The following is a 26625-nucleotide window of genomic DNA, read 5'->3' on the forward strand; positions in this document are numbered from 1 at the left end:
CCTCGCCCGCCTAGAACGTGATGCCAGCAGGGTTGGACGGGTTGCTTGGGGGAGGTGGCTGGTAGGCCGGCTCGGCAGCGGAGGCGGACGCTTTTTCCGCTGGCTTGACCGCAGGTGCAACGGCAACCAGCGGGGTCGCGGGTGCATTCTTGTAGCTGGAGGGCAGCGTGGATGTCTTGGGATAGCCGGCTGCATCCAGGTACTGCGTCCACTCCATGTCCGAGAAACCTTTGAGCCGCTGCGCGCCCACACTCAGGTAGGGCAGCGATGTGTCGCCCATCTGGCGCTGCAGCGAGGCCCGGTCCTCGTTGGTGGTGACCGTGCGCTCAGAAAATGGCACGCCACGGCTGTTTAGCAGCGCGCGGCCCGAGTCGCACGGGGCGCACTGCGCGCCGGTGTATAGCACTACGGGGTATTTGGACGCCACTTGGCGCAACTCAAACGGCAAGCTGCCATTGCTGCTGGCCGCTGCAGCAGCACCGGTGCCGGTGGTTGCGACCTTGCCCTGTTGGGCATTGGCGGGGGGCTTGTCGGAGAACGTGACCTTGCCATCTGGACCCACGATACGGTAGACCTGTGCCTGGGCACCCAAGGCGCACAGCAACGCTGCGCTGCCCATCAGGAATGCGGTAGTGAGTTGTTTGTTGTTCATGTGCGAGCTCCTGTTCGATACGCGTAGTGTTGCATAGGATGCATGCTAGCGGCTTTATGCTACCGCCATGCCCTGGTGGCGCAGCAGGGCGTCTAGCGATGGTTCGCGGCCGCGGAATGCCTTGAACGATTCCATGGCCGGCCGGCTGCCGCCGGACTCCAAAATGGCCTCGCGGTATTTTCGGCCCGTTTCCAGGTTGGGCAGACCGTCTGGTCCGGCGGTTTCCTCAAATGCCGCATACGCGTCGGCGCTGAGCACTTCCGCCCACTTGTAGCTGTAATAGCCCGCCGCATAGCCGCCGGCAAAAATATGGCTGAAGGTGTGGGCTGTGCGACTCCAGGCGGGTGGCACCATCACCGCAACTTCTGCCCGCACCTGGTTCAGCAAGGGCATGATGTCCTGTTGCGGGTCGTGCGACGTGTGCAGCAGCATGTCGAACAGCGAGAACTCAATCTGGCGCAGTGTCTGCAGACCGCTCTGGTAGTTGCGGGCCGCCAGCATCTTGTCGAACAGTGCACGGGGCAGCGGTTCACCCGTCTCCACATGGGATGTCATGTGGCGCAGCACGCTCCATTCCCAGCAGAAGTTCTCCATGAACTGGCTGGGCAGCTCTACCGCGTCCCATTCCACGCCACTGATGCCGGACACATCGTGCTCGTTGACCTGGGTCAGCATGTGCTGCAGGCCGTGGCCAAATTCATGGAACAGCGTGGTCACGTCGTCGTGCGACAAAAGGGCGGGCTGCTTCTTGCCATTCACTTCAATACCGTCGGCGAAGTTGCAGACCAGGTGGGCCACCGGTGTCTGCAACTGGGCGGTGTCGGGTCGTAACCAGCGGGCGCAGACGTCGTCCATCCACGCGCCACCGCGCTTGCCACTGCGGGCCGTGGGGTCGAGGTAAAACTGGCCGATGAGCTGGCCTTGGCGTTCGATGCGGTAGAACTCCACATTGGCGTTCCACACCGGCGCGTGGTCGCGGCTGATCGCAATGTCGAACAAAGTCTCTGAAATCTTGAACAGACCCGCCAGCACCTTGGGGAAGGTGAAGTATTGCTTGACCTCTTGTTCGCTGAAGGAGTAGCGCGCTTCTTTAAGCTTTTCGCCGATGTAGGGCCAGTCCCAGGCCTGCGGGTCGTTCAGTTTCAGTTCATCCTTGGCAAAGGCGCGCAGGTCGGCAAGGTCTTTTTCGGCAAAGGGGCGGGCCTTGTGGGCCAGATCCCGCAGGAAGCGGATGACAGCATCCGGCGACGTCGCCATTTTTGGCACCAGTGACAGGGTGCCGAAGTCGGGGTAACCCAGCAGCGCGGCTTCTTCCTTGCGCAGCGTCAGGATGTTGCGAATGCCTTCGGTGTTGTCGAATTTTTTCGCTTCCGCATCGCCGGCCTGGTCCGAGCCACGGGTGACATACGCGCGGTACAGCTTGGCACGCAGTGGACTGCTGTGGGCAAACTGCATCACGGGCAGGTAGCACGGCATCTTCAGCGTCAACTTGTAGCCTTCTTTGCCGTCGGCCCGGGCTGCTGCCAGCGCGGTCTGCTGCACATCGTCGGGCACGCCGGCCAATTCCTCTGCTGTGGCGTAATAGCTAAAAGCGTCGGTAGCGTCCAACGTGTTCTCGCTGAATTTTTGACTCAGTGCGGCCTGCTGCTCCTGGATCTCGGCAAATCGCTCACGTTGGGCACCCACCAGGTCGGCACCACCCAGCACAAAGTTGCGCAGCGCATTTTTGTGGGCTTGGCGCTGCTCGGCATTGAGGGTCTGCACGTCTATGGCCTTGTACTTGGCGTACAGGCGCTCATCCGCACCCAGGCGGGTCCAGAACTCGGTGACGACAGGTAGGACCTCGTTGTAAGCCGCGCGAAGTTCGGGAGTGTCGGCCACACCGTTGAGATGGCTGACGGCACCCCAGGCAATGCCCAGCTTCTCGGTGGCCACGTCCAGCACCCTGGCGATCGCCACCCATTCGGCCGGGAAATCCGGCGCGGTAACGGTCTCCAGCGCCGCATCAGCCTGGGCCAGCAGCGCGTTGATGGCGGGGCCGACGTGCTCGGGGCGGATCTGGTCAAACAGGGGCAGGGTTAATTGGGACAGTAGTGGATTGCTCATATGGCTAATTTGGGGGTTTCAGGCTGTTGATCAAGAGGCGAAGGGGCAATCATTGCGCCTTCAAGGGTTCTGAGGCGCGGGAAGCCGCCCTTTTGCTCGCGCGGCATTGTTCTTGTTCGGTCATCTGTAGCGTAGCGCCTGCAGACTCCAGCATCGTCTCCAACACTGTGTTGTGTGATTGCCGAGCTGCATCCAACGGCGTTCTGCAGGTCCACTTGTCGACGATATTCACGTCCGCGCCCTTGGCTATAAGCGCTTGCGCGGTAGATTTCGTGAAAGTCGCGCAGGCTGCGTCCGGCTTGGGGCACGCAAATGCCAACGCAATCAAAGTCGGGCTGGTAGCTGGACCGTTGGGGTTGATACCGCGCTGAACCAGCAGATCTGCCACGGGGAAATTCCTTTCCCGTACCGCTGCATTGAGCAGCGTCATGGCACCGGGATCGTTCGGGCTCAAAACTGTACGGTGATCCAATGAAGTGCCCAGCAGCTCCAGTATTGCCGGCGAACGCAGCCGGTGCACCATGCCGCCCAGATCTACGTCGTTGGCCTCTGCACCGCGCGCCAACAGGAGCTTCAGCTCTTCTACCGAAGTTGCGTACCACAGCACACGGCTCTTGCCTGTGTGAGCTGCAATACCAGCATCGAGCAGCAAATTGGTTGCCGGCAGATTGCCAGCTTCTGAAGCCGCGAGCAGCAGACCGTGGCTTTTTTCCGCGTCCTGCAGCAACTGGGGATAGGTCTGCAGCACAAATTGAAGCTGGGTCTGGTTGCCGGTCTGGATGGCCTGCGCAGCGGACTTCTCAGGTGGATTGGGGGTTAGGGCCTGGACGGCCATCCCTGCAGCCACGATGGGCACCAGGCCGACGAGGCACAGTGGATTGCCGTCACAGATGACCTTGTCGGCCTGCGCAGGGCCGGCAATCGCGATTGCCATGGCAGCAATCCACAAGGCCCCCATTCTCATAGTGCGCGGACTCTCTCCGCAGCTTCCAATGTATTGACCAGCAGCATCGTGATGGTCATAGGGCCGACGCCGCCGGGCACGGGTGTGATGTGGCTGGCAACCTGGCTTACGCCGGCGAAGTCCACATCGCCGCACAGCTTTCCGGCATCGTTGCGATTCATGCCTACATCGATGACGATGGCGCCAGGCTTGACCATGTCGGCGGTCAGCACATTGCGCTTGCCGACGGCGGCGACGATGACATCGGCCTGGCGTGTGTGGTGGCCCATGTCGGCCGTGGCGCTGTGGCATACCGTGACGGTGGCATTGGCCTGCAGCAGCAAGAGTGCCATGGGTTTGCCAACCGTGTTGCTGCGCCCGATGACCACGGCGTGTTTGCCGCGCAAATCAATGCCCGTGGTCTCGATCAGCTTCATGCAACCATAGGGTGTGCAGGGCCGAAATCCTTCTTGACCGGTCATTAACTCTCCAGCGCTCAGCGTTGCATACCCGTCTACGTCCTTGCTGGTCGAAATGGCTTCAATGACTTTGTGTGGGTTGATGTGTTTGGGCAGGGGCATTTGCACCAAAATCCCGTGAATGCTGGGGTCGGTATTGAGGGAATCAATGCGCGCCAACAGATCGGCTTCACTGAGAGTCGCCTCGTACTTTTCAAGCACCGAGTGAATGCCGCAATCGGCACAGGCCTTGACCTTGTTGCGCACATAGACAGCACTGGCCGGGTCCTCTCCAACCAGGATGACGGCCAGGCCTGGCGTCACGCCACGTGCCGTAAGCGCTGCTGCGCGGGCTGCAATGTCTGCACGCAATTTCGCAGAGAGCGCAACGCCGTCAATGTTTTTGGCAATGGTAGAGGTCATGTGTTGCTTTCAAATGTAAAACGCCCGCAGTCCTTGCGGGGCGGGCGTGGGGTGCGGTGGAAAACGGGTCTCAGGTCTTGGGTGCGTTTTGTCCCAGTGCAATCTTCAGCAGATCGGCCACGGTGTTGGCGCTAAGCTTTTCCATGATGTTGGCGCGGTGCGCTTCGACCGTCTTGATGCTGATGCCCAAGTCGTCGGCAATCTGCTTGTTCAGACGCCCAGCAACGATGCGTTCCAGCACCTGGGATTCGCGCAGCGTCAGCTTGGACAGCAATGCATCGCGGCTGGCGGCCAACTGAAAGTCGCTGAACGAGTCCTTGGCGTGGTCCAGCATGCGCTCTACCAAGCCGACCAATTGGTCTTCGTTGAAGGGCTTCTGGATGAAATCCATAGCACCCTTCTTCATGGTGTCCACCGCCATGGGCACGTCGCCGTGGCCGGTGATGAAGACGATGGGCAGCGGCGAGCGGGCTTCGATCAGGCGGCTTTGCAGTTCCAGCCCTGTCATGCCGCCCATGCGGATGTCGACAATCAAGCAGGCCACTTCGCGCGCGTCATAGCGGCTGAGGAAAGACTCGGCGGAGTCAAAACAGCGGACCCTGAAGCCCTTGCCTTCGAGCAGCCATTGCAAAGAGTCGCGCACGGCCTCGTCGTCGTCCACGACGTACACAGTACCTTTTTTGGGAAGCAGGCTCATTCAGTTTCCAAGGGTTCTAATTGCTTTTCTGCGGATGTCGCGACAAACTGGGGCTAACGTCGGTCAGCGGTATCCAGAATGAAAATCGGCAGCCCGATACTTCATCGCCATTGTAAAGGTTCTCTGCCGACATACGGCCCAGGTGGGATTCCACAATCGAGCGGCACAATGACAGGCCAATACCCATGCCGTCGGACTTGGTGGAGTAGAAGGCTTCATACAGCCGCGCCATGACTTCGGGTGCCAGGCCCTTGCCGGTGTCCTGCACCGAGAATTCGACCACCTGTTTGTCGTCGATGACACGCGGCACAACGCGCAGTTCCACGATGCGCTGCGAGGTCTGGCGCAGTGCCATGTCTATCGATTCGGCCGCGTTGCGCAGCAGGTTGATGACCACTTGCTCGATCAGGATAGGGTCGACCATCAATGTGGGCAGGCGCGCAGCCACATAGTGGTTCAAGCGCACATTGAAGCGGCGCAGTTCGATTTCGGCCAGTTCCACGGCCTCGGAGACGATGCTGGTGACCTCAGACGGCGTGCGGTTGGGCTCGCTGCGCTTCACGAAGGAGCGTATGCGGTGGATGATCTGCCCAGCCCGCTGGGCCTGCTTGGCGGTTTTTTCCAACGCGCCCAACAGGTCTTCTTCGCTGATCTGCTGGGCCTTGATGCGCGAGACCATGCCATTGCAGTAGTTGTTGATGGCGGTCAGTGGCTGGTTCAGCTCGTGCGCGACGCTGGAGGCCATTTCGCCCATGGTGATGAGTCGGCTGGCGGTTTGGGCGCGTTCGGTCTGGCTGGCGGCCTGCTCTTCGGTCAGGCGACGCGCCGTGATGTCGGTGGCAATTACCATCTGCGCCAAGCGGCCGTCCACCCAACTTAAATAACGGGTGCGTACTTCCAGCCACTGGTTCAGGTCTGCAATGAAAATCTCCGCGCTTTCGGTCTCGGTATCGGGCAGCGCGTTGGTGGGCAGCCCGGCAAAGGAGTCCACGCTGTCAGAGGCCTCGTCGTTCGGAGGGCTCTCCGGTACGCCGGCCTGGGCTACCAGCTGCAAATGGCCGTGGGCCTGCAGGCCAAACCATTGGCGGTACAGCTTGTTGGCAAACAGCAACTCATCACTGCCCAGTGGCGCCACTGAGATAGATGCGTCCAGCGCTTCCAGTACCGTCGTGAAGCGTTCGTGTGAGGCCGACAGCTGCTCGCGAACGCGGTTGGGTTCGGTAATGTCGGTCATCGACGTCATCCAGCCCGTCTGCTTACCCACCGCATCAATCAGCGGTGATACATACAGCCGTGCATCGAACAGGCTGCTGTCGCGCCGCTGCACGCGGACCTGTATGCCGCCCGGCGAACTGTTTCCGGCCAGCTCTTCGTGCAACAGCGAATGCAGTTGCTCACGGTCGCTTTCGGGCCAATACGGAAAGGGCGCCGTGCGGCCCACCAGCTCGGGCTCGGTCCAGCCGGTCATCTGGCAGAACGCGGCATTCACATAAGTGATGCGGCCCTGTAGATCCATGGCGCGCATGCCGGTCAGCATGGAGTTTTCCATGGCGCGGCGAAAAGTCGTTTCGGAAATCAGCGCCTGTTGCGCCTGCATACGCCGGCGTGTATGGCGCCAGTTGGCGATCAGCATCCAGGCGGTCATCACGCTCAAGGCGCTGACCAGCCAGAACAGGCCGCTGCCGATGACGCCCAGCGACGCCCGGTAGGCCTGACCGCGGACCACCAGGGCGCTGCCCACCGGGGATACGGGCATGGAGTATTCATTGGTCGGGCCGGTCCAGGGCAGCAGGTTCTTGACCGTCTTGGTAGCCGGTATCGCGATGCCCGCCAGCAGGCTGCCTTTGGCGTCCTGCAGCGAGATCGCGTAGCGCGACGTTACCTCGGTCGGCACGCCGTAACGGTACAGGCCATCGACCGAGTATTCGGCGATCAGCACCCCTGCGAAGCGGGAACGGTCGGTCAGCGGCAGGTGCACTTGCAGGAATGGCGTGTCTTGCGGGGTGCCCAGGGGTTGCACATAGACAGGTTGCTGCAACTCGCGCGCAGAGAGGAAGCCGCCCAGCGTCTCGTTGCGCTGCGCGCCGTCATTGGGAGCGCTGAGCTGGGCAGCAATCAGCACTGCGGTGCCGTGCGCCGATTTGACACGCTTGCGTTCGTCCACCCAGGCCAGGCCCTGCAGCTCCGGATATTGGTTCAGCAGGGACCGGGCGCGGTTGCGGAACTCCTCAGCGTCCAGCTCGCGGTTGGAAATCTCCCGGGCGATGCGCGCCAGCTGTTCCTGCCGCTCCAGCAAGCGCAGGCGCAGGCGTTGCTGGGTGTATTCCACGTCGCGCTGCACGGCCTGCTGCTCGCGGTCCATTTCCTCCAGACGCAGATATCCCAGGGCGGCCACGATAGCGGCAAAAAACAACAAGACGGCTGCTAGCGGGGCCAGCACGGCAAGGCGATCCTGGCGGTGCGGAGCCAGCTTGTGCCACCAGCGGCGGGCACGTTCCATGGCCGGAAGGGCCAGGGGATTTGGCAGGGACATCAGCTTGGACAGGGGCATGGGTGTAGTGTAGGTGAGCGCCCCCTTGAACCTGTTTCAATAATTCATAATATGAAATCAATATGCGCCAGTTGAAATTCTAAAATATCTATGTGAGAATAGGTAGAACGTTCTAAAACGTACTAAATTGCTTCAAAACAAAGAGGAGACATCCATGTCAGCAGTTCCCCCTGGCGTGCCTAGCGCCGCCCATCCAGACCTGGACAGCCAGGAAACTCGCGAATGGATGGACGCTTTGAGCGCCGTCATCGAGCAAGAAGGGCCAGAGCGCGCCCACTTCCTACTGGAGCAACTGCTGGAACATGCCCGCCAGAACAGCATTGATATGCCTTTCTCCGCGACCACGGGTTACGTCAACACGATTGAGCCTGACCAGGAGGAACGCTCCCCTGGCAACCTCGAAATCGAAGAACGCCTGCGCGCCTATATGCGCTGGAACGCGATGGCGATGGTGGTCAAGGCCAACCGCCACCATCCCGTCGACGGCGGTGACCTGGGTGGCCATATTGGCTCGTTCGCATCGCTGGCCAGCCTGTTTGGCGCAGGGTTCAATCACTTCTGGCACGCAGAAAGCGAGGGTCATGGTGGTGACTGCCTCTACATACAGGGCCACGTGTCGCCCGGCGTCTATGCCCGCGCCTACCTCGAAGGCCGCCTGACCGAAGAGCAACTGTTGAACTTCCGCCAGGAGGTGGATGGCAAGGGCCTTTCCAGCTACCCGCACCCCAAGCTGATGCCCGAGTTCTGGCAGTTCCCCACCGTGTCCATGGGCCTGGGCCCGTTGATGGCAATTTACCAAGCCCGCTTTTTGAAATACCTGCATGCCCGTGGCATTGCCAACACCGAGAACCGCAAGGTCTGGGTGTTCTGCGGCGATGGCGAGATGGACGAAGTGGAATCGCTGGGCGCCATCGGCCTGGCCGCGCGTGAGCGGCTGGACAACCTGGTGTTCGTCGTTAACTGCAACCTGCAGCGTCTGGACGGCCCGGTGCGTGGCAATGGCAAGATCATTCAGGAGCTCGAAGGGGAATTCCGCGGCGCAGGCTGGAACGTCATCAAGCTGCTGTGGGGCTCCGGCTGGGACCCGCTGTTGGCGCGGGACAAGGAAGGCGCGTTGAAGAAGATCATGATGGATACGCTGGACGGCGACTACCAGGCCATGAAGGCCAACGATGGCGCGTATGTACGCAAGCATTTCTTTGGCAAGGACCCCCGCACCGCGGCGATGGTCGAGAAGATGAGCGACGAAGAAGTGTTCGATCTGCGCCGCGGCGGTCACGATTCCAAGAAGGTCTACGCCGCGTTCCACAAGGCCGTGAACCACAAAGACCAGCCCACCGTGCTGCTGATCAAGACGGTCAAGGGCTTTGGCATGGGCAAGGCGGGTGAGGGCAAGAACAACGTCCACCAGACCAAGAAGCTGACCGATGAAGACATCAAGGCCTTCCGCGACCGCTTCAATATTCCGATACCCGACAGCGAACTGGCCAAGGTGCCGTTCTACAAGCCGGCTGACGACACGCCAGAAATGAAATACCTGCACGAGCGCCGCAAGGCCTTGGGCGGCTACTTGCCGCACCGCCGGGTGAAGAGCGACGAGAGCTTTACGGTGCCGTCACTGGAAACTTTCAAGTCGGTGATGGACCCCACGGCCGAGGGCCGCGAAATCTCTACGACACAGGCCTATGTGCGCTTCCTGACGCAACTGCTGCGCGACCAGGCCCTGGGCCCGCGCGTGGTGCCAATCCTCGTGGACGAGGCGCGCACTTTTGGCATGGAAGGCCTGTTCCGCCAGGTCGGCATTTACAACCCCGCGGGCCAGCAATACACACCGGTCGATAAAGACCAGGTCATGTACTACCGGGAAGACGTCCAAGGACAGATCTTGCAAGAGGGTATCAACGAAGCTGGCGGCATGAGCAGCTGGATCGCTGCGGCTACCAGCTACAGCACCAGCAACCGGATCATGATTCCGTTCTACGTGTATTACTCGATGTTCGGATTCCAGCGCGTTGGCGATCTGGCTTGGGCGGCGGGCGACATGCAGGCACGCGGCTTCCTGTTGGGTGGCACGTCTGGGCGCACCACGCTGAACGGCGAAGGCCTGCAGCACGAAGACGGTCACAGCCACATCATGGCCGGCACGATTCCGAACTGCATCAGCTACGACCCAACCTTCGCACACGAAGTCGGCGTGATCCTGCACCATGGCTTGAAACGCATGGTCGAGAAGCAGGACAACGTCTTCTACTACCTGACGCTGCTGAACGAAAACTATCCGATGCCTGGCCTGACGCCCGGCACCGAAGAGCAGATCATCAAGGGCATGTATCTGTGCAAGGAAGGCGCGGATATAGCCCCCACGCTTTCCGCTGCGCGTGATGCGCTGCCCCCCGAGGGGGAGCATCTGCCCTTAGGGCGGCCCGGCGGGCAAACATCGACACCGCGCGTGCAGCTGCTGGGCAGCGGCACCATACTGCGCGAAAGCATTGCCGCCCAGGAACTGCTGGAGAAGGAGTGGGGCATTGCAGCCGATGTGTGGAGCTGCCCGTCGTTCAACGAACTGACCCGCGATGGCCAGGACGCCGAGCGCTGGAACCTGCTGCACCCGCTGGAAACGCCGCGCGTGTCTTTCGTCGCGCAGCAACTCGAAAAGTTCACGGGCCCCGTCGTCGCATCGACCGACTACATGAAGGCATACGCCGAGCAGATCCGCCCCTTCATCCCCAAGGGCCGGACCTACAAGGTGCTGGGCACCGACGGTTTCGGCCGCAGCGATTTCCGCAGCAAGCTGCGTGAGCACTTCGAGGTGAACCGCCACTACATCGTGGTCGCGGCGCTGAAGGCCCTGAGTGAAGAAGGCACCGTGCCCGCGACCAAGGTGGCAGAGGCCATCAGCAAGTACGGCATCAAGGCTGACAAGGTCAACCCGCTGTACGCATAAAACAAAACGGAGACAAGAACATGGCATTGGTAGAAGTAAAAGTCCCGGATATTGGTGATCTGGACGAAGTTGCGGTCATCGAATTGATGGTCAAAGTGGGCGATACGGTCAAGGCCGAGCAGAGCCTGATCACTGTGGAGTCTGACAAGGCGTCGATGGAGATCCCGTCTTCGCAGGCCGGTGTGGTCAAAGAGGTCAAAGTGTCCATTGGCAGCAAGGTCAAACAGGGCTCGGTCGTGCTGATGCTGGAGACCGCCGACACCGTTGCAGCCCCCGCTCCAGAGGCAAAACAGGCTGCAGCCCCCGTGCAGAGAGCGCAAGCCGCTCCTGTTTCTGTAGCAGCTTCGCCGGCGGCATCGGCCTCCATTGGCGCCAGTTCCGGCCCCGTCGAAGTGCGCGTGCCCGACATTGGCGACTTCAAGGATGTAGCCATCATCGAGCTGCTGGTCAAGGTCGGTGACACCGTGAAGGTGGAGCAAAGCCTGATTACCGTTGAATCCGACAAGGCATCGATGGAGATTCCGTCCAGCGCCGCAGGCGTGGTGCGCGAGCTGAAGGTCAGGGTAGGTGACACCGTCAACATCGGTGACCTGGTGGTGATCTTGGAAGGTTCTGCCGGGGCTGCCGCCCCAGCTCCAGCTGCGCCGGCTGCTGCTGTTGCTGCGCCGTCCGCTGCCCCCGCACCGGCTGCTGAGACCGCCGCAGTTGCTGCAAAACCCGCCGCTGCCGTGCCAGCCCATGCACCCGGTGCGTCCACGCTGGGCATGCCCCACGCATCGCCATCGGTACGCAAATTTGCGCGCGAACTGGGCGTGCCGCTGGCCGAGGTCAAGGGTAGCGGTCTGAAGGGCCGCATCACCGAAGCCGACGTGCAGTCCTTCGCCCGCTCGGTGATGAGTGGAGCCGTCCAGACGCTGGCAAGCGTCGCGCAGAACAAGGCATCCGGTGGTGGTGGCGACGGCGCAGGCCTGGGCCTGATCCCGTGGCCCAAGGTTGACTTTGCCAAGTTCGGCCCCATAGAGCGCAAAGAGCTCAGCCGCATCAAGAAGATCAGCGGCGCCAATCTGCTGCGCAACGCCATCATGATTCCGGCCGTCACCAACCACGACGATGCCGACATCACCGATCTGGAAGCCTTCCGCGTCTCGACGAACCTGGAGAGCGAGAAAGCCGCGAAGTCTGGAAGCAACACAAGCGTTGCGAAGGTCACGATGCTGGCCTTCCTGATCAAGGCCTGCGTGGCCGCGCTCAAGAAATTCCCCGAGTTCAACAGCTCGCTGGACGGTGATGCACTGATCTACAAACAGTTCTACCACATCGGTTTTGCGGCAGACACGCCCAATGGCCTGATGGTTCCGGTCATCAAGGATGCCGACAAGAAAGGCATCTTCCAGATCAGTATCGAGATGGGTGAGCTGGCCAAAAAGGCGCGCGATGGCAAGCTGAGCCCGGCAGAAATGTCCGGCGCCACCTTCACCATCTCCAGCCTGGGCGGCATTGGCGGGCGTTACTTCACGCCCATCATCAACGCGCCTGAGGTCGCCATTCTGGGCGTGTGCAAGAGCCAGATGGAACCGGTGTGGGACGGCAAGGCCTTCCAGCCACGCCTGATGCTGCCCTTGTCCCTGACCTGGGACCACCGCGTCATCGACGGCGCTGCCGCTGCGCGCTTCAACGTCTACCTGGGCCAGATCCTGGGCGATTTCCGTAGAGTTTTGCTCTAAGACTGACCTCAACTCTGACTGGAAAAAATATGGCAATCGTAGAAATCAAAGTCCCTGATATCGGCGACGTCACCGACGTCAGCGTCATCGAACTGATGGTCAAGCCCGGTGACACCATCAGGGCCGAGCAAAGCCTGATCACCGTGGAGAGCGACAAGGCCTCAATGGAGATACCGGCCAGCCAAGGTGGTGTGGTTAAGGAGCTCAAGGTCAAGTTGGGCGACAAGGTCAGCGAAGGTTCGGTCGTGCTGATGCTGGAAGTGGCCGACGCCGGCGCTACAGCCGAAAATTCCAAGCCAAATCAGGCTGCAGCCCCCGCGCAGCGCCCACAAGCCGCTCCTGAAACGATAGCAGTTTCTGCGGCACCTGCTGCAGCCGCGGCCCCCGCCGGCGCCAGTTTTGCCGGTGCAGCGGACGTGGACTGCGACGTGCTGGTCATTGGCGGTGGCCCTGGCGGCTACTCCGCTGCCTTCCGCGCGGCTGACTTGGGACTGAAGGTTGTCATCGTTGAGCGTTACGCCACGCTGGGCGGTGTCTGCCTGAACGTAGGTTGCATCCCGTCCAAAGCGCTGCTGCACGTGGCATCCGTCATGGACGAGGTCAGCCACATGTCGGCACTGGGCGTGGACTTTGGCGCACCCGTCGTCAACGTCGACAAGCTGCGTGGCCACAAAGAGAAAGTCATTGGCAAGCTGACCGGTGGCTTGGCCGCCATGGCCAAGATGCGCAAGGTCACCACCGTCCGTGGTTATGGTGCTTTCATCGGCGCCAACCATGTCGAAGTGGAAGAAACCAGCGGCACCGCGCAAGAAAAGACCGGCGCCAAGAAGGTCATCGCCTTCAAGAAAGCCATCATCGCTGCAGGCAGCCAGGCCGTGCGCTTGCCTTTCATGCCCGACGACCCGCGCGTCGTGGACAGTACCGGCGCGCTGGAGCTGAAAGAAGTCCCCAAGCGCATGTTGATTTTGGGCGGCGGCATCATCGGCCTGGAAATGGGCACGGTCTACAGCACGCTAGGTGCACGCCTGGACGTGGTGGAAATGCTTGACGGCCTGATGCAGGGCGCCGACCGCGACCTGGTCAAGATCTGGCAGAAGATGAACGCCAAGCGTTTTGACAACATCATGCTCAAGACCAAGACCGTCTCCGCACGCGCCTTGCCCGAAGGCATTGAGGTCACGTTCGCATCGGCCGAGGAGGGCGGCACAGCCCCCGCACCGCAGGTCTATGACCTGGTGCTGCAAGCCGTGGGCCGCACACCCAACGGCAAGAAGATTGCCGCCGAGAAGGCTGGCGTGGCGGTCACCGACCGCGGCTTCATCCCCGTCGACATCCAGATGCGCACCAATGTGCCCCACATCTTCGCAATCGGCGACATCGTCGGCCAACCCATGCTGGCGCACAAGGCCGTGCACGAGGCCCATGTTGCGGCGGAAGTGATTGCTGGTGAATTGCAAGGCAACAAAGAGTTGGCCGCAGCCGCCTTCAATGCCCGTGTCATCCCATCCGTGGCCTACACCGACCCCGAAGTAGCCTGGGTCGGCCTCACCGAAGACCAGGCTAAGGCCCAAGGCATCAAAGTCAAGAAGGGCTTGTTCCCCTGGACCGCATCCGGCCGCGCCATTGCCAACGGCCGCGACGAAGGCGTTACCAAGCTGCTGTTTGACGATTCACCCGAGGCTCATGGCCACGGCAAGATCCTGGGCGGCGGCATGGTGGGTACACATGCCGGCGACATGATTGGCGAGATTGCGCTGGCGATCGAGATGGGCGCGGACGCGGTGGATATCGGCAAGACGATCCACCCGCATCCAACACTTGGGGAATCCATTGGCATGGCCGCGGAGATCGCGCATGGGAGCTGTACGGACGTGCCGCCGACACGCAAGTAGGTTGCTAGCCGGAGATTGCTACTGATTCAGTAGCTAGCTACGCAGATCCCGTGAGGGCTGCGCGGCTTTTTGACTAAATCTGCCAATGCTTCCCGGCCAGTCACTGGGAGCGCAGTGAACAGCCAACGCTGATGCGGTGAAAAGCATTCATGGCTTTGCAGGCTTCGGCGCCATCGGTGATTCGGTATGCGATACGCACTGCCAGCGTTTGTCGACGTAAATCCAGGTGGAGGTGTCTGACATGTCCTGGACAGTCTCTTTTCCACTTTTGCCACCTTCGCGCGCCGCAACTGTCTGCTTCACGTGGTAGGTCATAACGGCTGCCGTCTCTGTGGCAAACAAAACATCCATGTCGCTCAGTGCAAAGGCGGTTACGACCATAGATCCTTGCTCAGCCATCTTTCTATAGCCTGCATGGTCGAACTTCATCGCGCCGTGGGAACTTGCCATCAGTGCAGGCTGATGCAGCAATTGCAGGGCAGCGTCTGTATCTTGGTCAACCATCGATTGCCAGAACTTTGTCTCCAGGTCGATCAATGTCTTCGCTAGTGTCGTCATTCGATTCTCCAATCTTTACAGGCCTCAAAAATTTGCGAACCGTGCCAGGTGATCTGAGTGCGGCTCTTCACATTCCTCAGTGAATAGCTGCAGGTGTTGCTACCAGAGGTTCTTGCCGTCGATCACGTCGACGGGCGCATCGGCAGCGACAAAGTTGTCGAATAAACGTGCGTTGACTGAAACTCGGCGGGTGGTTTTGTCCCAGCTCCCATCGCTCCCGTAGGCGGGGGTGTCGCTAAACGTGCCGCAGCCGCACACGGGGCAGAAGTGGTGGGCCACAAGCTGCGTGTGCCAGCGGTAGGTTCTATCGTCGGTCGCTGGGCTGGTCAGGTGAAGTTGACTAGGTTCATAGTACGCCCACAGCACGCCGCGTTTGGAGCAAAACGAGCAAGTGCATCGTGTCAATTTCTCGGGGATATCGCCGTCGATACGAAATGCGGTACTGCCACAATGGCAACTTCCAGTGATGGTCATCGGAGGCCTTTGGTAGGTTTGAATCCCCATACTCGCGGTACGACATTGCGTTGTCCGTGTGTTGGAGAACATAGGGCGCCACGGCGAAAGGATCGACAGAGGAGCCCAGCGGCAATCGAAGGAGGGTCGAGGATCGACCACAAACTAGGTGTGATCGCTGTGGGGCGAGTCTCAATTCTGCGGCGGAGCGGCGCGCCACGGCCGCGGCGAAAATCGGAATACCTGCGGATCTGTCGCATCTACCGTGGCCTTGATCCAGCCGAAAAAAGGGTAGCCAAAGGTTTCCACACGCGTGAAGTTCTTGACCACCCGTTTGCTCAATGGATCGCGCATGGGCTGGTTGATCTGCTGCCGGTGCGAATCGCCGTGCACCAGAACGACTTGCCCGGCAAAGGCTTGTGTCTCTTCACGCAACTGCGTCAAGAAGTCCTGGTAGCCCGTCCGGTGCTTGCCCGCGTTGGCGTCTTCAAATTGGGGATCGGCCTGGATCACGATCAGGATGCCCGGCATTTTTTTGGCTCGGGCGTGTGCAAAGGCCTGCGACAGCCAGGTCCGGTTGGCGACGCTGCGCTCCACAAACTCCGGCACTGGACCGTTCTTATTGGTGGTGCCGTGGTAGTTGTTCTCGCTACCGGGCAAGTTCAGGCCGACAAACAGGGCGCCGCCCGCTTCCCAGCGCACGTTTTCGCGGTAGCTGGCAAAGGCGGGATTGCGGCTTTGGCGCTCCAGCGCCAGCTTCCGCTGGCCGAGCGCGGTTTCGCCCTCGAAGAAAAGTTCGCGCAGCTTGGCCAAGCGCTCTAGTGGGTCGTAGCTGCCATTGCTCCGGCGATGGCAATCGGTCCATTCGTTATCACCCGGTACGTAAATCAGCGGCGTTTTTGAGGTCTGAAAGACATCCCGGATGTCACGCAGCACCTCATCACTGCACGCGCTCCAGCCGTTCTTGATGTCCCCGTCATGGACGACAAAGGCCAGGCCTTCACTGTCCATCTCCACCATCAGGTCGGTAAGGTGCTCCCGTTCCCAGCGGCTGTAGGGCAGGTCTCCGAACAGGCCGAAGGACACCGGCTGCGCGCTGGCCGCCTGCGCCAGACTGAGCAACAATGACAAAACAGCAAGGGTGGGAAACAGTTTTTTCTTCATACAAGCTTGTATAGAGGTACCCGATGCGGCTGATCCACGGTCTGTACCCCGTCTTTTGCATTCTGTCGCAGCCGGGGTGACGCACCGGATGAGTCCCAATACGATGGCGTTTTTTTGCACCGAAGTTTCCTATGACAAGGATACAAGCCGTTAGTCGAACAATTTTCTCCCTGATTTGTGCACTGGCAGCCGTGCCCGCACTGTCCGGCCCGCTCGAGGGTTACTGGGTCGGCATCTTTGATGTGGCTACCGGCCCCAGGTTTGTTCATACCCAGTTTGCCGAGAAAGACAAGGTACTGCATGGCACGCTCGACATGCCAGCTAACGACAGGAAGGGTTTGCCGCTGGCGGCCGTAAGTGAGCACAAGGGGGTGGTTCAGTTTGACTTGGCTGGCCCCGACGGCGTGCTGCATTTTAAAGGGCAGCTTACTGCCGATACTGTCAGCGGCAATGTGGTCGTCGGTGGCAAAGCTGGAACCTTTACCTTGCAGCGCAGCGAAGCGACCTCGCCCGAGTACGACGAACGTTTCCTCGGTGCGTACCGTTTCCCGGACCAGCGCCTCGTCGTGCTGTCGCACCTGGGTGACTTTCCACAACTGTTTTACACCGATGTACAAACGGGACGCTATGCCGCCATGTTTCCCACTGGCAACAACACATTCTTCTCAGGTGCCGGATTCTTGAACCCGACCGTGCGCGAGACAAGCATGCGGTTTGAACTCGACGCCAATGGAAAGGGTACACGGATGGTTTGGCATGTTGCGGGTCAAGCTGACCAGACCGCCGAGCGGATTGCTTTGCTTAGTGAAGAAGTGACGTTTAAGAATGGAGACGTGGTGCTGTCCGGCACGGTGGTGTTGCCGGCCACCAAAGGCCCGCACGCTGCTGTCGTGTTGACCCAAATGTCGAGCCCTGCGCCCCGCAGTGCATACGCCCTGCAAGCCTACTACTTTGCCGCCCATGGCATGGCCGCACTCATGTTTGACAAGCGCGGCGTTGGCAAGTCTGGTGGTGACTGGCAAAAAGCCACCATGCAAGATCTGGCCGACGACAGCGTTGGGGGCTTGCGCATGCTGGCCGCCCGGCCTGATATCAAGCCGAAACAGATTGGCACCTGGGGGCATAGCCAAGGTGGTTGGCTGGCGCCGTTGGCAGCAGTGCGCTCGAACCAGGCCGCCTTCGTCATTGCCCAGGCAGCATCGGGTGTGCCGCCAGCCGAACAAGAAATTTTTCGAATTGAAAATTCGATGCGGGCCGTCAAATTCTCGGAGGCTGACATTGCTGAGGCTGTCGCCTACGAAAAACACCTTATGCACTGGGTGGTGTCGGGCGGCGAGGGCCGCTCCGAGTTGCTGGCCGCGGCACGTGCTGGCGACAAGGCACGCTGGACTGACCGTGTCGAGCTGGTGCCTGACACCCTGCGTGCCAAGCCGCGCGAGGAATCCACGGCCTTCTTTCGCTACAACCCGCTACCTGATTTGGCCAAGCTGAAGGTGTCGGTGCTCTACATACTTGGCGACCGTGATAGTTTTGTACCGATCCACAGGAGCGCGCAGCTGTTTGAGAGCACACTGAAGAACGCCGGCCACCAGGACTACCAGATATGGATGCTGCCCAATTCCGAACATGGCCTGTGGGAAATCCCTGAAGACAAGGCAAATGCCTTCGTCAATGCGCGCTTTTGGTCGAAGTCCCATTACCCGCGCATGACGCAATGGTTGCAGCAACGCGGCTTCGCAACATCACCTTAAACGCAAGGTGGGTGCTTTTGTCAAAGATGCCGTTCCACCCATGCCACTGGCCTTTTAAGCGTTGCGCGGGGAACCTCGGTTACTCGGGTGTTACGCTCCAACATTCTTTTTCTGAAAAAGTTTAAGGGGGGCCCTATGAAAAATCCGCATATCCGAATGCTCTGGTCTAGCCTCATAGTCCTTGGTTTGGTGGCATGTGGTGGTGGGGGTAGTGGAGAACAAACTGCACCAGTGGGAAGCACCGGTACGCCCAACAACGCGGCGCCCAGTGCTACATCTCCTACCCTCACTTCTCCGGTAAACACACCTCCTGCTGGAGCCACACCTCCTGCAGGAACTACGCCCCCTTCCGGAACCACACCTGCCATTGCCACCACGCCGGCGACGAACATCGTCCCGGTCGCATTCGCCGGAGGTGCGCAGAATGTTGCGTTGGGTCTTGTTACTCTCAACGGTGGAGGGAGTTCCGACGCGAATGGCGACCCGCTGACTTATGCATGGACGCTGACATCCAAACCAGCAGGCAGTGCCGCGGTGTTGAGTACACCCACGTCGGTCAATACAACTTTCACAGCCGACGTGTCCGGAAATTACGTCGTGTCCCTCACGGTGCATGACGGCAAAATCAGCAGCAGCGCAGCCATTGTCACGGTCACCGCAGCGGCTTCAGCATGGCAGGCGCAGACGGCATCCAAGGTTTTCACAGCACTCTCGCCCACCACGGACGACACCGTGAACCCCATGCGGGGCTATTACCGTTGGCGCGGGCAGGAAAAAGTCTCACAGGTGAGCCCCTCGCTCGATGCCTACCAACGTTATCGGTGGAAAGATCTGGAGAGCAGTTTGGGCACTTACAACTTTGCCACCGTGTTGAGTGATCTGCAGACGGCCAAAAGCCAGGGCCGCAAGTTCGCCTTGCGGGTGCAAATGATGTTGGGCTACGACGATGGTCAGGTCTACATGCCCAGCTACCTGGTCAACCACGCAAGTTGCCAACATGGCTGTGGTTGGTGGGCAGACTACGACCCGGGTACTCCAGGGTTGACCTTTGTTCCAGACTGGAATGACCCTTTCGTACAACAGCGGGCCAGTGCCATGTTGCAGGCTCTGTCGGCGGCCCTGGGTAACCAGGAAGACATCGCCTGGATCGATATAGGCCTGTTTGGCCAGTGGGGCGAATGGGCACTGTCGTCGGGCATCAACTACGCTATGGCTCCTGCTGGCATCACCGAAGCCACTGATGCAAGCAAGCGAGAGTTTGTCGACATGCATCTTCGCGCCTTCCCGACCCGCCAGATGGTGGTGTTGGCCATCTACAGCCGGTACAACGAAGTGCGGTACGCCACCACCCAGCAGACCATTGCCAGTAAACCCGTGGGGATGCGTATCGATTGCCTGGGGCGGGGAGGGTTCATGAACCAGTGGACAAACCACCCCACCGAGTGGGCCACGCTGCAAAATGTGTGGAAGACCGCGCCTTTCGTCGCCGAGTTTTGCCCGTTCCTCAGTGGCAACGGGGCGGACAACGTTCTTGTGGCGCAGCAGCAGGCGCGGGACTTTCACATCAGCACCGTGGGCAACGGAAACATTGGTGACTTAAGCGTCAACAGCTGGGCCGCTTTTACCCCCACAGAGCAGCAACAATTCATCCAGCTTGGCCGAGAGGCGGGATACCGCTACCGGGTGGACACTGCCAATGTCAGCTTGACGGGCGGTGGCCTGTTGTCAGTTTCTGCTGTTGTACGCAATGACGGCAACGCACCCACTTACGAACCTTGGGAGGTTATGTTGGAACTAGCCAACAGCGCTGGCAGCACCGTCTGGTCGCAAACGCTTGCCGGTGACCTCAGAGCCAACCAGGGTGCAGGCTCAAGCCAGAGTTTTAATACCGCTGTGCAGTTGCCGGCCCAAGCCGCTGGTAACTACACCTTGAAGTTGTTTGCGCGGGATGCCCGGCGCCTCAGTGCCCCGGTGCGAGCGCCCTTGCGTTGGACGGTGTCAGAACGAACCAGTGATGGTGGCGTTGATCTGGCAAGCCTGCGCAAAAATCAGTAGTGGGTTCGAGCGGCTTGCCCACATCACTGCCCGCCAATGCCTCTAGCCGTGCGCAACCGCACAGTCCGCAGTTTGCAGTTCAGAGAAGATGGCATCTTGGACAACTGCGAACACACCTACAAGGACCATACCCATGCAAAAACTTAAAGACCTGATGAGCCGCGACGTGCAAGTCATCACCCCCGATGTGAGTATTCAGGAAGCTGCAAGGCACATGCGCGAGGGTGACTTTGGAATGCTCCCAGTGGGTGAAAATGACCGCATGATCGGAACGATTACCGACCGCGACATTGCCATTCGTGCAGTAGCGGCCGGTAAGGGCAGCGACACCAAGGTACGTGACGTGATGACCGAGGGCGTAGCCTGGGTTTTTGAAGATGATTCTGTCGAAGAGGCCGCCAAGATCATGAGCGAGCGCCAAGTTCGGCGTTTGCCGGTGGTGGACCGCAACAAACGCCTTGTCGGTATTGTCGCGTTGGGTGACTTCGCCGTCGAAAGCTCTGAGATCAGACCGGCTGCCGAGGCACTGTCTGAAATCTCCCAACCATCGTAGACGCTGCTCGGGGGTCCCATGGGGACGCCCCGGGTTTTTGGCGCGTTCTAGTGGTTCAAGGCGCCGAATTCGAACGAAAACATACAGTCTCCGCCCGACTGTTTGGCGTTGTAGGTCACCAGTTCGGCCCGGTCAATCAGCACGTCGGTGCTAGTCACATCCTGCATGCCCACCAGGCACAGGCCCATGCTGACCGATAGACGAACTTCCGAACCATGGATGGTGAATGCGTCTTCGAAACAATTGCGAACGCTGGTTGCCATCCGCTGGGTACTGGTCGCCGCATCGTCCATCTGGTTGCCCAGATCTTCCAGAACAATGACGAACTTGTCGGCAAACAGTCTCGCTATGGCGACGTCGGGGCCCAGCGTTTCGCCCATCCTCCGTGCCGATTGTTGTAGCAGCATGTCGCCAGCCAGGTGGCCCAGGCGCACATTGTGGCTCTTGAAATCGTCGATATCGACGAGCAATACGGCGGCATAGCTCTGTTGCTCGCGGCTTTTGTCGATTGCGCGTTGCAGGCTGATCAGCAGTGACGAGCGGTTTTTCAAACCGGTCAGCGAATCCGTAAAGCCCAGGTGGACGATCTTCTTTTGCAGCGCCTTTTTAGCACTGAGGTCGTTCAAGGTGGCGATGTAGTGGGTGACGCAGTCGTTGGCGTCGACCACGGCCCGAACCCTGAGCTTTGCGCAGTAGTGATCACCGCTTTTCTTGCGTCCTATGACCTCGTCGTTCCAGCTGCGCTCCTTCAGCAGATGTTCTTGGATATCGCAGAGCACGGCGGACACCGATCCAACGGCTTCGCGTTTGCTATAACCGGTGATGCGGGTGAACGAGTTGTTGACCTTCAACATGCGCAGGTTTGCATCCGTCACGATGACGCCTTCAAAGGATTCAAAGGTTGTGTCGGCAATGCAGCGTTCCAGATGGCTGAGCGTATGGCCCTCTGCGTAGCTGGCGTCTGGGGCGCCAGCTGCATTCGCCAGTTCTGGCAGGCTCATGCCATGCAGCGCGGGTGTGCGGCCCTTGGCCGGTGCGCGCTTGGGCTTGAGCACCGCTTTGGCAGGTTGCTGGGCGGGGGTGTCCGTTAATTCCACGACATGTCTCCTTGTATGGGTCCGTACCCGAATGACCTTTGCATATGGCGAAGCCAAGGCATAGCCGGTTGGGCAGAGTGACTCTTTCAGCACGGAACATGCCAACCCTGCTAGCCGACGAACACGCGCAAGCCGTTGATTTGTAAGAAGGTATTGCCACTCGGCTAACGCTTAGTTGTACCTTTGTGTGGAAATCGGCACACGCCATCTTTTGCGTGTGCGGACTTCTACACGCGCCGACCTTGTCGCCTAAATAATTTGTTGGAGGCTGGGCTCGGCCTGCATGGTCCGGGCCAATTTTGGGGTGATACTGCGCGCACCGTATGCTATGACTCCACTGAATCGCCGCCCCGTTCTGCCGCGCTGGCTAGGCTCTGCACTTGCATGGCTATGCCTGTCGATGGCAGTGGCGGCCAGCATGGTCGCTGCCTATCTGTGGAGTGAACGTTTGGGGTTTGAACAGCTCGACGACATCGCAAACCGCCACCTTGATTTGTATACGTCCACACTGGAAAGCGAACTGGGCAAGCACGCCTACCTGCCCAGCCTGATCGAGATGGATCCCGACGTCAATGCGGTGTTTGCCGCGCCCGATAGCCCGGTGGCCCGGGCCAATGCCAACCGCAAGCTGGCGAGCTTCAAGGTTAGGGCCAGTGCCATCACCACGTTTGCGCTAGACCCCACCGGCACGGTGTTGGCGTCCAGTGAAGGCTACCGCGCCGACGCAGGCGAGGCCAGTGCTCTGACCTTGCCGTCGCTGCTGTCGCGCGCACTGCAGGCGCAACGGTCGCAGGTCTTTGTCGCCAACCCCGAAAGCGGCGCGTCGGAATACTATTTTGCGCAGTCGGTCGTACGGGATGCCCATATCGTGGGCATCGTCGGGGTCAAGCTGAGTCTGGATCCGCTGGAGGCCACGTGGATGGACTTAGGGATACGCTCCGATAGTGAAAAGCTGCTGGTGGTGGACGAAGAGGGCGTCGTGGTGATGTCCTCGGTGCGCCAATGGAAATACAAGTCCGTTGGCATTGATGGATCTGAGCCGGCTGTGGGCCTGCGCTACTCGGAGCAATACCCTCGACAGCCTATCCGCCCATTGAACTTGGTGGTCGAGAAAGTCGGCGTCCGCGGGGCGCGCCAGGTTCGCATTTCGGAGCCCAGGGGTACCGCCACGCAGCATATTGCACAAGAGCGGTCCATTCCCTTGCTGGGCTGGCACATCATGATCTTGTCTGATCCGCACGACGTGTGGCGCAACGCCCGCTATGCCGCTTGGGGAGGCGGCGCCTTCGCCGCGTTTTTGGGCTTGCTGACCTTGTATTTGTGGCAGCGTCGCCGGGCCTTGCGCCAGATCTCGCTGGCGCGCAACGCACTGCAAGAGGCCAACGCCCAGTTGGAGAGCCGGGTAGCCCAGCGCACTGGTGAGTTGCGGGTGGCCAATGCAGACCTGGTCAACGAAATGCAGGAGCGCCAGCTGGCGCAGGATGAACTGGTACAGGCTGGCAAGCTGGCCGTGCTGGGGCAGATGTCGGCCGGCATTTCTCACGAGATCAACCAGCCGCTGACCGCGCTGCGGGCTCTGGCCAAAAACACATCTATGTTGCTGGCCGCGGGGCGCATGGCTGATGTGGATGAGAACCTCAAGGCCATCAGCGAAGTCACTGAACGCATGGGCAGCATCACCGCGCAGTTGAAGTCATTTGCTCGCCGGTCACAGGGCGTGCATCAGCCGGTATCGCTGGTGGCTGCAGTGCAATACATGCAGCGCCTGCTGGAACACCGCACCACGGCTGAGCAGGTGCGTGTGGATGTGAGCATTCCGCCGGACATGCTGGTCTGTTGCGACCTGAACCGCCTGGAGCAGGTGCTGGTAAATTTGGCCACCAACGCGCTGGACGCCATGCACAACCAGACGGTGCGGGTGTTGACCATCAGCACCCTGCCTGCAGAGGGGCAACGTGTCCGGGTGCGGGTGGAAGACACGGGGGCGGGTTTGTCGGATGAATTGATGACACGCTTGTTTGAGCCGTTTTTCACCACCAAAGCCAGTGGCGAAGGCTTGGGGCTGGGGCTGGTGATCTCGTCCAATATCGTGCGGGAGTTTGGTGGCACTTTGCGCGTCCACAAAGGCGTGCAAGGGCTGGCGTTTGAGTTTGATCTGGAGTTGGCGCAAGGGGACAAGCATGTTTGAGGGATTCAAGGTCGTTTTTGTGGACGACGATGCCACGGTGCGGCGCAGCCTGACACAAACCCTGGAGTTGACGGGCATAGACGTGGTGGCCTGCGATTGCGCGGAAGCTGCTCTGCCGCACCTGTGGTCCGGCATGCAGGGCATTGTCATCAGCGATGTGCAGCTGCCCGGCATGAACGGCTTGCAATTGTTGGACCACGTCGCCTCGATCAATCCGGCGATCCCAGTCATCTTGATCACGGCCCACGGCGACGTGAGCATGGCCGTGCAGGCGATGCGCGTGGGTGCCTACGACTTTATTGAAAAACCTTTTTCGCCCGAGCGCTTTGTCGAAACTGCTCAGCGTGCTCTGGAGAAGCGTGTACTTAGCATGGCGGTGGAAGACTTGCGCGCCCAGCTGCAGCAAAAGATCGGCATAGAGGTTGCGCTACTCGGCAACTCCGCCGCTATGGTGCGGGTCCGCGAGCAAGTCTTGAAGCTGGCGGGCACATCGGCCGATGTCATGATCGTCGGCGAGACCGGCACCGGCAAGGAGTTGGTCGCCCGCTGCCTGCACGACCATAGCAAACGCCGTGACCGCAATTTTGTCGCACTCAACTGTGGCGGGCTCCCCGAGACCCTGTTTGAAAGCGAACTTTTTGGCCATGAAGCGGGTGCTTTCACGACCGCCAGCAAGCGGCGCATCGGCAAGATAGAGCATGCCAACGGTGGCACCCTGCTGTTGGACGAGATTGAGAGCATGCCCATGCTGTTCCAGGTCAAGCTGTTGCGGGTGTTGCAAGAGCGAAAGGTTGAGCGCCTGGGCTCCAACGACGAGGTCAAGGTCGACATCCGCGTGGTTGCGGCTACCAAAAGCGATTTGCTGGAACTCAGCCGCGAGCAAAAATTCAGGAGCGATCTGTACTACCGGCTGAACGTTGCCGTCGTGCAGCTGCCCCCGTTGCGCGAGCGCAGGGAAGATGTCCCCTTGTTGTTTGAACACTTCGTGGCCCAGGCCGCGCAAAGGTACGGTTGTGCAGTGCCTACGCTGACGGCGCCGCGCATGCAGGACCTGATGGCCCACGATTGGCCTGGCAATGTGCGCGAAGTTCGCAATGTGGCCGACCGCTATGTGCTGGAGTTGCCGCAGCCCGTGGGTGAAGGTGCGGCCACGGCTGCACCTGCGCCGGCCACACTGGTGGAGCAAATGGACGTGGTTGAAAAAGTGCTGATCGAGCAAGCCTTGAAAGAGCACAAGGGCCGCCCGGTCGCAGTGGCACAGGCTTTGGGTATTGCCAAGAAAACGCTGTACGACAAGCTGCACCGGCATGCACTGTCCATAGACAGCTACCGCTAGGCTGGGATAACCCGCTACTCGTAGTGCCTGGGGTCGCCGCTGTCGCTGGGATTGGCAATGGCCCGCTTCAAAGCCGCTCCCATGGGCAGCTGCAGATTGATCCCCTTGGGCGGGATCGGTGACTGAAACCATTTGTTGTAGATGGTATGGATCTCACCACTGCGGTAGATCCCGACCAGCACATCGTCCACCAATTGCTTGAACGCTGTGTCGCCCTTGGTTATCGCGATGCCATACGGCTCTATGGACAGTGCTTCTTCAGAGATACTGAACTCAGCCGGGTTTTTGGCGCGGGCAACCAGGCTGCGCAGCAGCACATCGTCCATCGCGTAGGCCACCGCCCGGTCGTTCTGCACCATCTGGAAGGCCTCGGCGTCGTCCAGCCCTGCCAGAATCTTCATATCCAACTTTTGCGCGAGGTTCACTTCGTAGAGGTAACGAATACTGGTTGTGCCCACTGTTGACACCACCGGCTCGCCCTGCAAATCGCCGAGCGTCTGGATGTTGGATGTCTTCTTGGATAGCAGGCGGCTAACAGCAACGAAGGTGGTCACCGAAAAGGCTTCGCTTTTTTGTCGCTCCACCGTGTTGGTGGTGACACCACATTCCAGGTCTACCGTGCCGTTGACTACCAAGGGAATGCGCGTGGCCGACGTGACTGGAAACAACTTGACCTGCAGCCGCCGCATTTTCAACTTTACTTTGACGGCGTCCACAATTTTGTAGCACAGGTCCATCGAATAGCCGATAGGGTTGAGCTTGCCGTCCAGGTAGGAGAAGGGGACCGAACCCACCCGATAGCCCAGCGTGATCATGCCGGTCTGCTCGACCTTGTTCAACGTGGGCGAGCCCTGCGCCCAGGCGCTGGAAGCCAACACCATCGCCATGCACGGCAGTAGAGCCGCCTGGCGAAGTAGTGTCATAGCCTTGCATTTCATCCATTTATGCTAGCACGGCCCTGTTGGTGGCCAAGCCAGTGGTCATGTGCCTGGGAGGTGAACACGATCAGAGTCGGATGTCAAAAAATTTTGAATCCAATGGTGCATTGCCCGCGTATAGACTGATGACACCCGTCCACAA

At 60.0% G+C, this 26625-nt stretch carries 19 protein-coding genes; 8 read left to right on the plus strand and 11 right to left on the minus strand.

Annotated elements, in window-relative coordinates; translation table 11 throughout:
- Positions 1-10: 10 nt before the first annotated feature.
- From AC097P_RS14395 to AC097P_RS14420, 6 genes are all read right to left on the minus strand, one after another.
- Entirely contained in the window at positions 11-652 is a 642-nt protein-coding gene (locus tag AC097P_RS14395; protein ID WP_479611121.1) for a DUF4124 domain-containing protein, read from the minus strand.
- 54 nt (positions 653-706) lie between these two features.
- Positions 707-2758: a M3 family metallopeptidase gene (locus AC097P_RS14400; RefSeq protein ID WP_479611122.1), complete on the minus strand. Its 2052-nt coding sequence runs from the start codon at positions 2756-2758 to the stop codon at positions 707-709.
- Between the two features lie 49 nt (positions 2759-2807).
- Positions 2808-3692 carry a hypothetical protein gene (locus AC097P_RS14405; protein WP_479611123.1) on the minus strand — a complete coding sequence of 295 codons (885 nt, stop codon included), beginning with the start codon at positions 3690-3692 and terminating at the stop codon, positions 2808-2810.
- A 26-nt stretch (positions 3693-3718) separates the two neighbouring features.
- Entirely contained in the window at positions 3719-4582 is an 864-nt protein-coding gene (gene folD, locus AC097P_RS14410) for a bifunctional methylenetetrahydrofolate dehydrogenase/methenyltetrahydrofolate cyclohydrolase FolD (RefSeq protein WP_479611124.1), read from the minus strand.
- Between the two features lie 70 nt (positions 4583-4652).
- A complete protein-coding gene (locus AC097P_RS14415; protein WP_394783790.1) occupies positions 4653-5279 on the minus strand; it encodes a response regulator transcription factor in 627 nt (208 codons plus the stop codon).
- A 16-nt stretch (positions 5280-5295) separates the two neighbouring features.
- On the minus strand, positions 5296-7830 hold the full coding sequence (locus AC097P_RS14420; protein ID WP_479611125.1) for a PAS domain-containing sensor histidine kinase: 2535 nt from the start codon (positions 7828-7830) through the stop codon (positions 5296-5298).
- Positions 7831-7984: 154 nt separating this feature from the next.
- Between AC097P_RS14420 and aceE the strand changes: the two genes are divergently transcribed.
- Genes aceE through lpdA form a run of 3 tightly spaced genes read left to right on the plus strand, consistent with a single transcriptional unit; the run spans position 7985 to position 14390 of the window.
- The gene (gene aceE, locus AC097P_RS14425) at positions 7985-10774 is read left to right on the plus strand and encodes a pyruvate dehydrogenase (acetyl-transferring), homodimeric type (RefSeq protein ID WP_479611126.1); all 2790 of its coding nucleotides are present in this window, start codon (positions 7985-7987) and stop codon (positions 10772-10774) included.
- 20 nt (positions 10775-10794) lie between these two features.
- Positions 10795-12498, plus strand: a complete 1704-nt coding sequence (gene aceF, locus AC097P_RS14430; RefSeq protein WP_479611127.1) for a dihydrolipoyllysine-residue acetyltransferase — start codon at positions 10795-10797, stop codon at positions 12496-12498.
- A gap of 29 nt (positions 12499-12527) precedes the next feature.
- Complete coding sequence (gene lpdA, locus AC097P_RS14435) at positions 12528-14390, plus strand: dihydrolipoyl dehydrogenase (RefSeq protein WP_479611128.1); 1863 nt, start codon at positions 12528-12530, stop codon at positions 14388-14390.
- 147 nt (positions 14391-14537) lie between these two features.
- Here the strand turns inward: lpdA and AC097P_RS14440 are convergent, their stop codons facing one another.
- The 3 genes from AC097P_RS14440 to AC097P_RS14450 all read right to left on the minus strand — a co-directional run bounded on the left by AC097P_RS14440 (position 14538) and on the right by AC097P_RS14450 (position 16565).
- Entirely contained in the window at positions 14538-14948 is a 411-nt protein-coding gene (locus AC097P_RS14440) for a nuclear transport factor 2 family protein (protein ID WP_479611129.1), read from the minus strand.
- Between the two features lie 99 nt (positions 14949-15047).
- Positions 15048-15422 (minus strand): GFA family protein, encoded by a 375-nt coding sequence (locus AC097P_RS14445; protein ID WP_479611130.1) that lies wholly within the window; start codon positions 15420-15422, stop codon positions 15048-15050.
- Positions 15423-15593: 171 nt separating this feature from the next.
- Positions 15594-16565 carry a hypothetical protein gene (locus AC097P_RS14450; RefSeq protein WP_479611131.1) on the minus strand — a complete coding sequence of 324 codons (972 nt, stop codon included), beginning with the start codon at positions 16563-16565 and terminating at the stop codon, positions 15594-15596.
- A gap of 131 nt (positions 16566-16696) precedes the next feature.
- Here AC097P_RS14450 and AC097P_RS14455 point away from each other — a divergent pair, with 131 nt between their 5' ends.
- From AC097P_RS14455 to AC097P_RS14465, 3 genes are all read left to right on the plus strand, one after another.
- Positions 16697-18316 carry an alpha/beta hydrolase family protein gene (locus AC097P_RS14455; protein ID WP_479611132.1) on the plus strand — a complete coding sequence of 540 codons (1620 nt, stop codon included), beginning with the start codon at positions 16697-16699 and terminating at the stop codon, positions 18314-18316.
- 156 nt (positions 18317-18472) lie between these two features.
- Positions 18473-20371, plus strand: coding sequence for a PKD domain-containing protein (locus AC097P_RS14460; RefSeq protein WP_479611643.1), 1899 nt, complete (start codon positions 18473-18475; stop codon positions 20369-20371).
- A gap of 133 nt (positions 20372-20504) precedes the next feature.
- The gene (locus tag AC097P_RS14465; protein ID WP_479611133.1) at positions 20505-20924 is read left to right on the plus strand and encodes a CBS domain-containing protein; all 420 of its coding nucleotides are present in this window, start codon (positions 20505-20507) and stop codon (positions 20922-20924) included.
- A 47-nt stretch (positions 20925-20971) separates the two neighbouring features.
- Here the strand turns inward: AC097P_RS14465 and AC097P_RS14470 are convergent, their stop codons facing one another.
- Positions 20972-22021, minus strand: a complete 1050-nt coding sequence (locus AC097P_RS14470) for a PAS domain-containing protein (RefSeq protein WP_479611134.1) — start codon at positions 22019-22021, stop codon at positions 20972-20974.
- Positions 22022-22349: 328 nt separating this feature from the next.
- Between AC097P_RS14470 and AC097P_RS14475 the strand changes: the two genes are divergently transcribed.
- Positions 22350-24209 (plus strand): sensor histidine kinase, encoded by a 1860-nt coding sequence (locus tag AC097P_RS14475; protein WP_479611135.1) that lies wholly within the window; start codon positions 22350-22352, stop codon positions 24207-24209.
- Complete coding sequence (locus AC097P_RS14480) at positions 24202-25545, plus strand: sigma-54-dependent transcriptional regulator (protein ID WP_479611136.1); 1344 nt, start codon at positions 24202-24204, stop codon at positions 25543-25545. The genes AC097P_RS14475 and AC097P_RS14480 overlap by 8 nt, the downstream gene beginning before the upstream one ends.
- Before the next feature lie 14 nt (positions 25546-25559).
- On the opposite strand, the gene AC097P_RS14485 is transcribed toward AC097P_RS14480, so the two are convergent.
- The gene (locus tag AC097P_RS14485; RefSeq protein WP_479611137.1) at positions 25560-26468 is read right to left on the minus strand and encodes an amino acid ABC transporter substrate-binding protein; all 909 of its coding nucleotides are present in this window, start codon (positions 26466-26468) and stop codon (positions 25560-25562) included.
- Positions 26469-26625 lie beyond the last annotated feature (157 nt).

The organism is Rhodoferax sp. ZS1R8 (assembly GCF_056521325.1).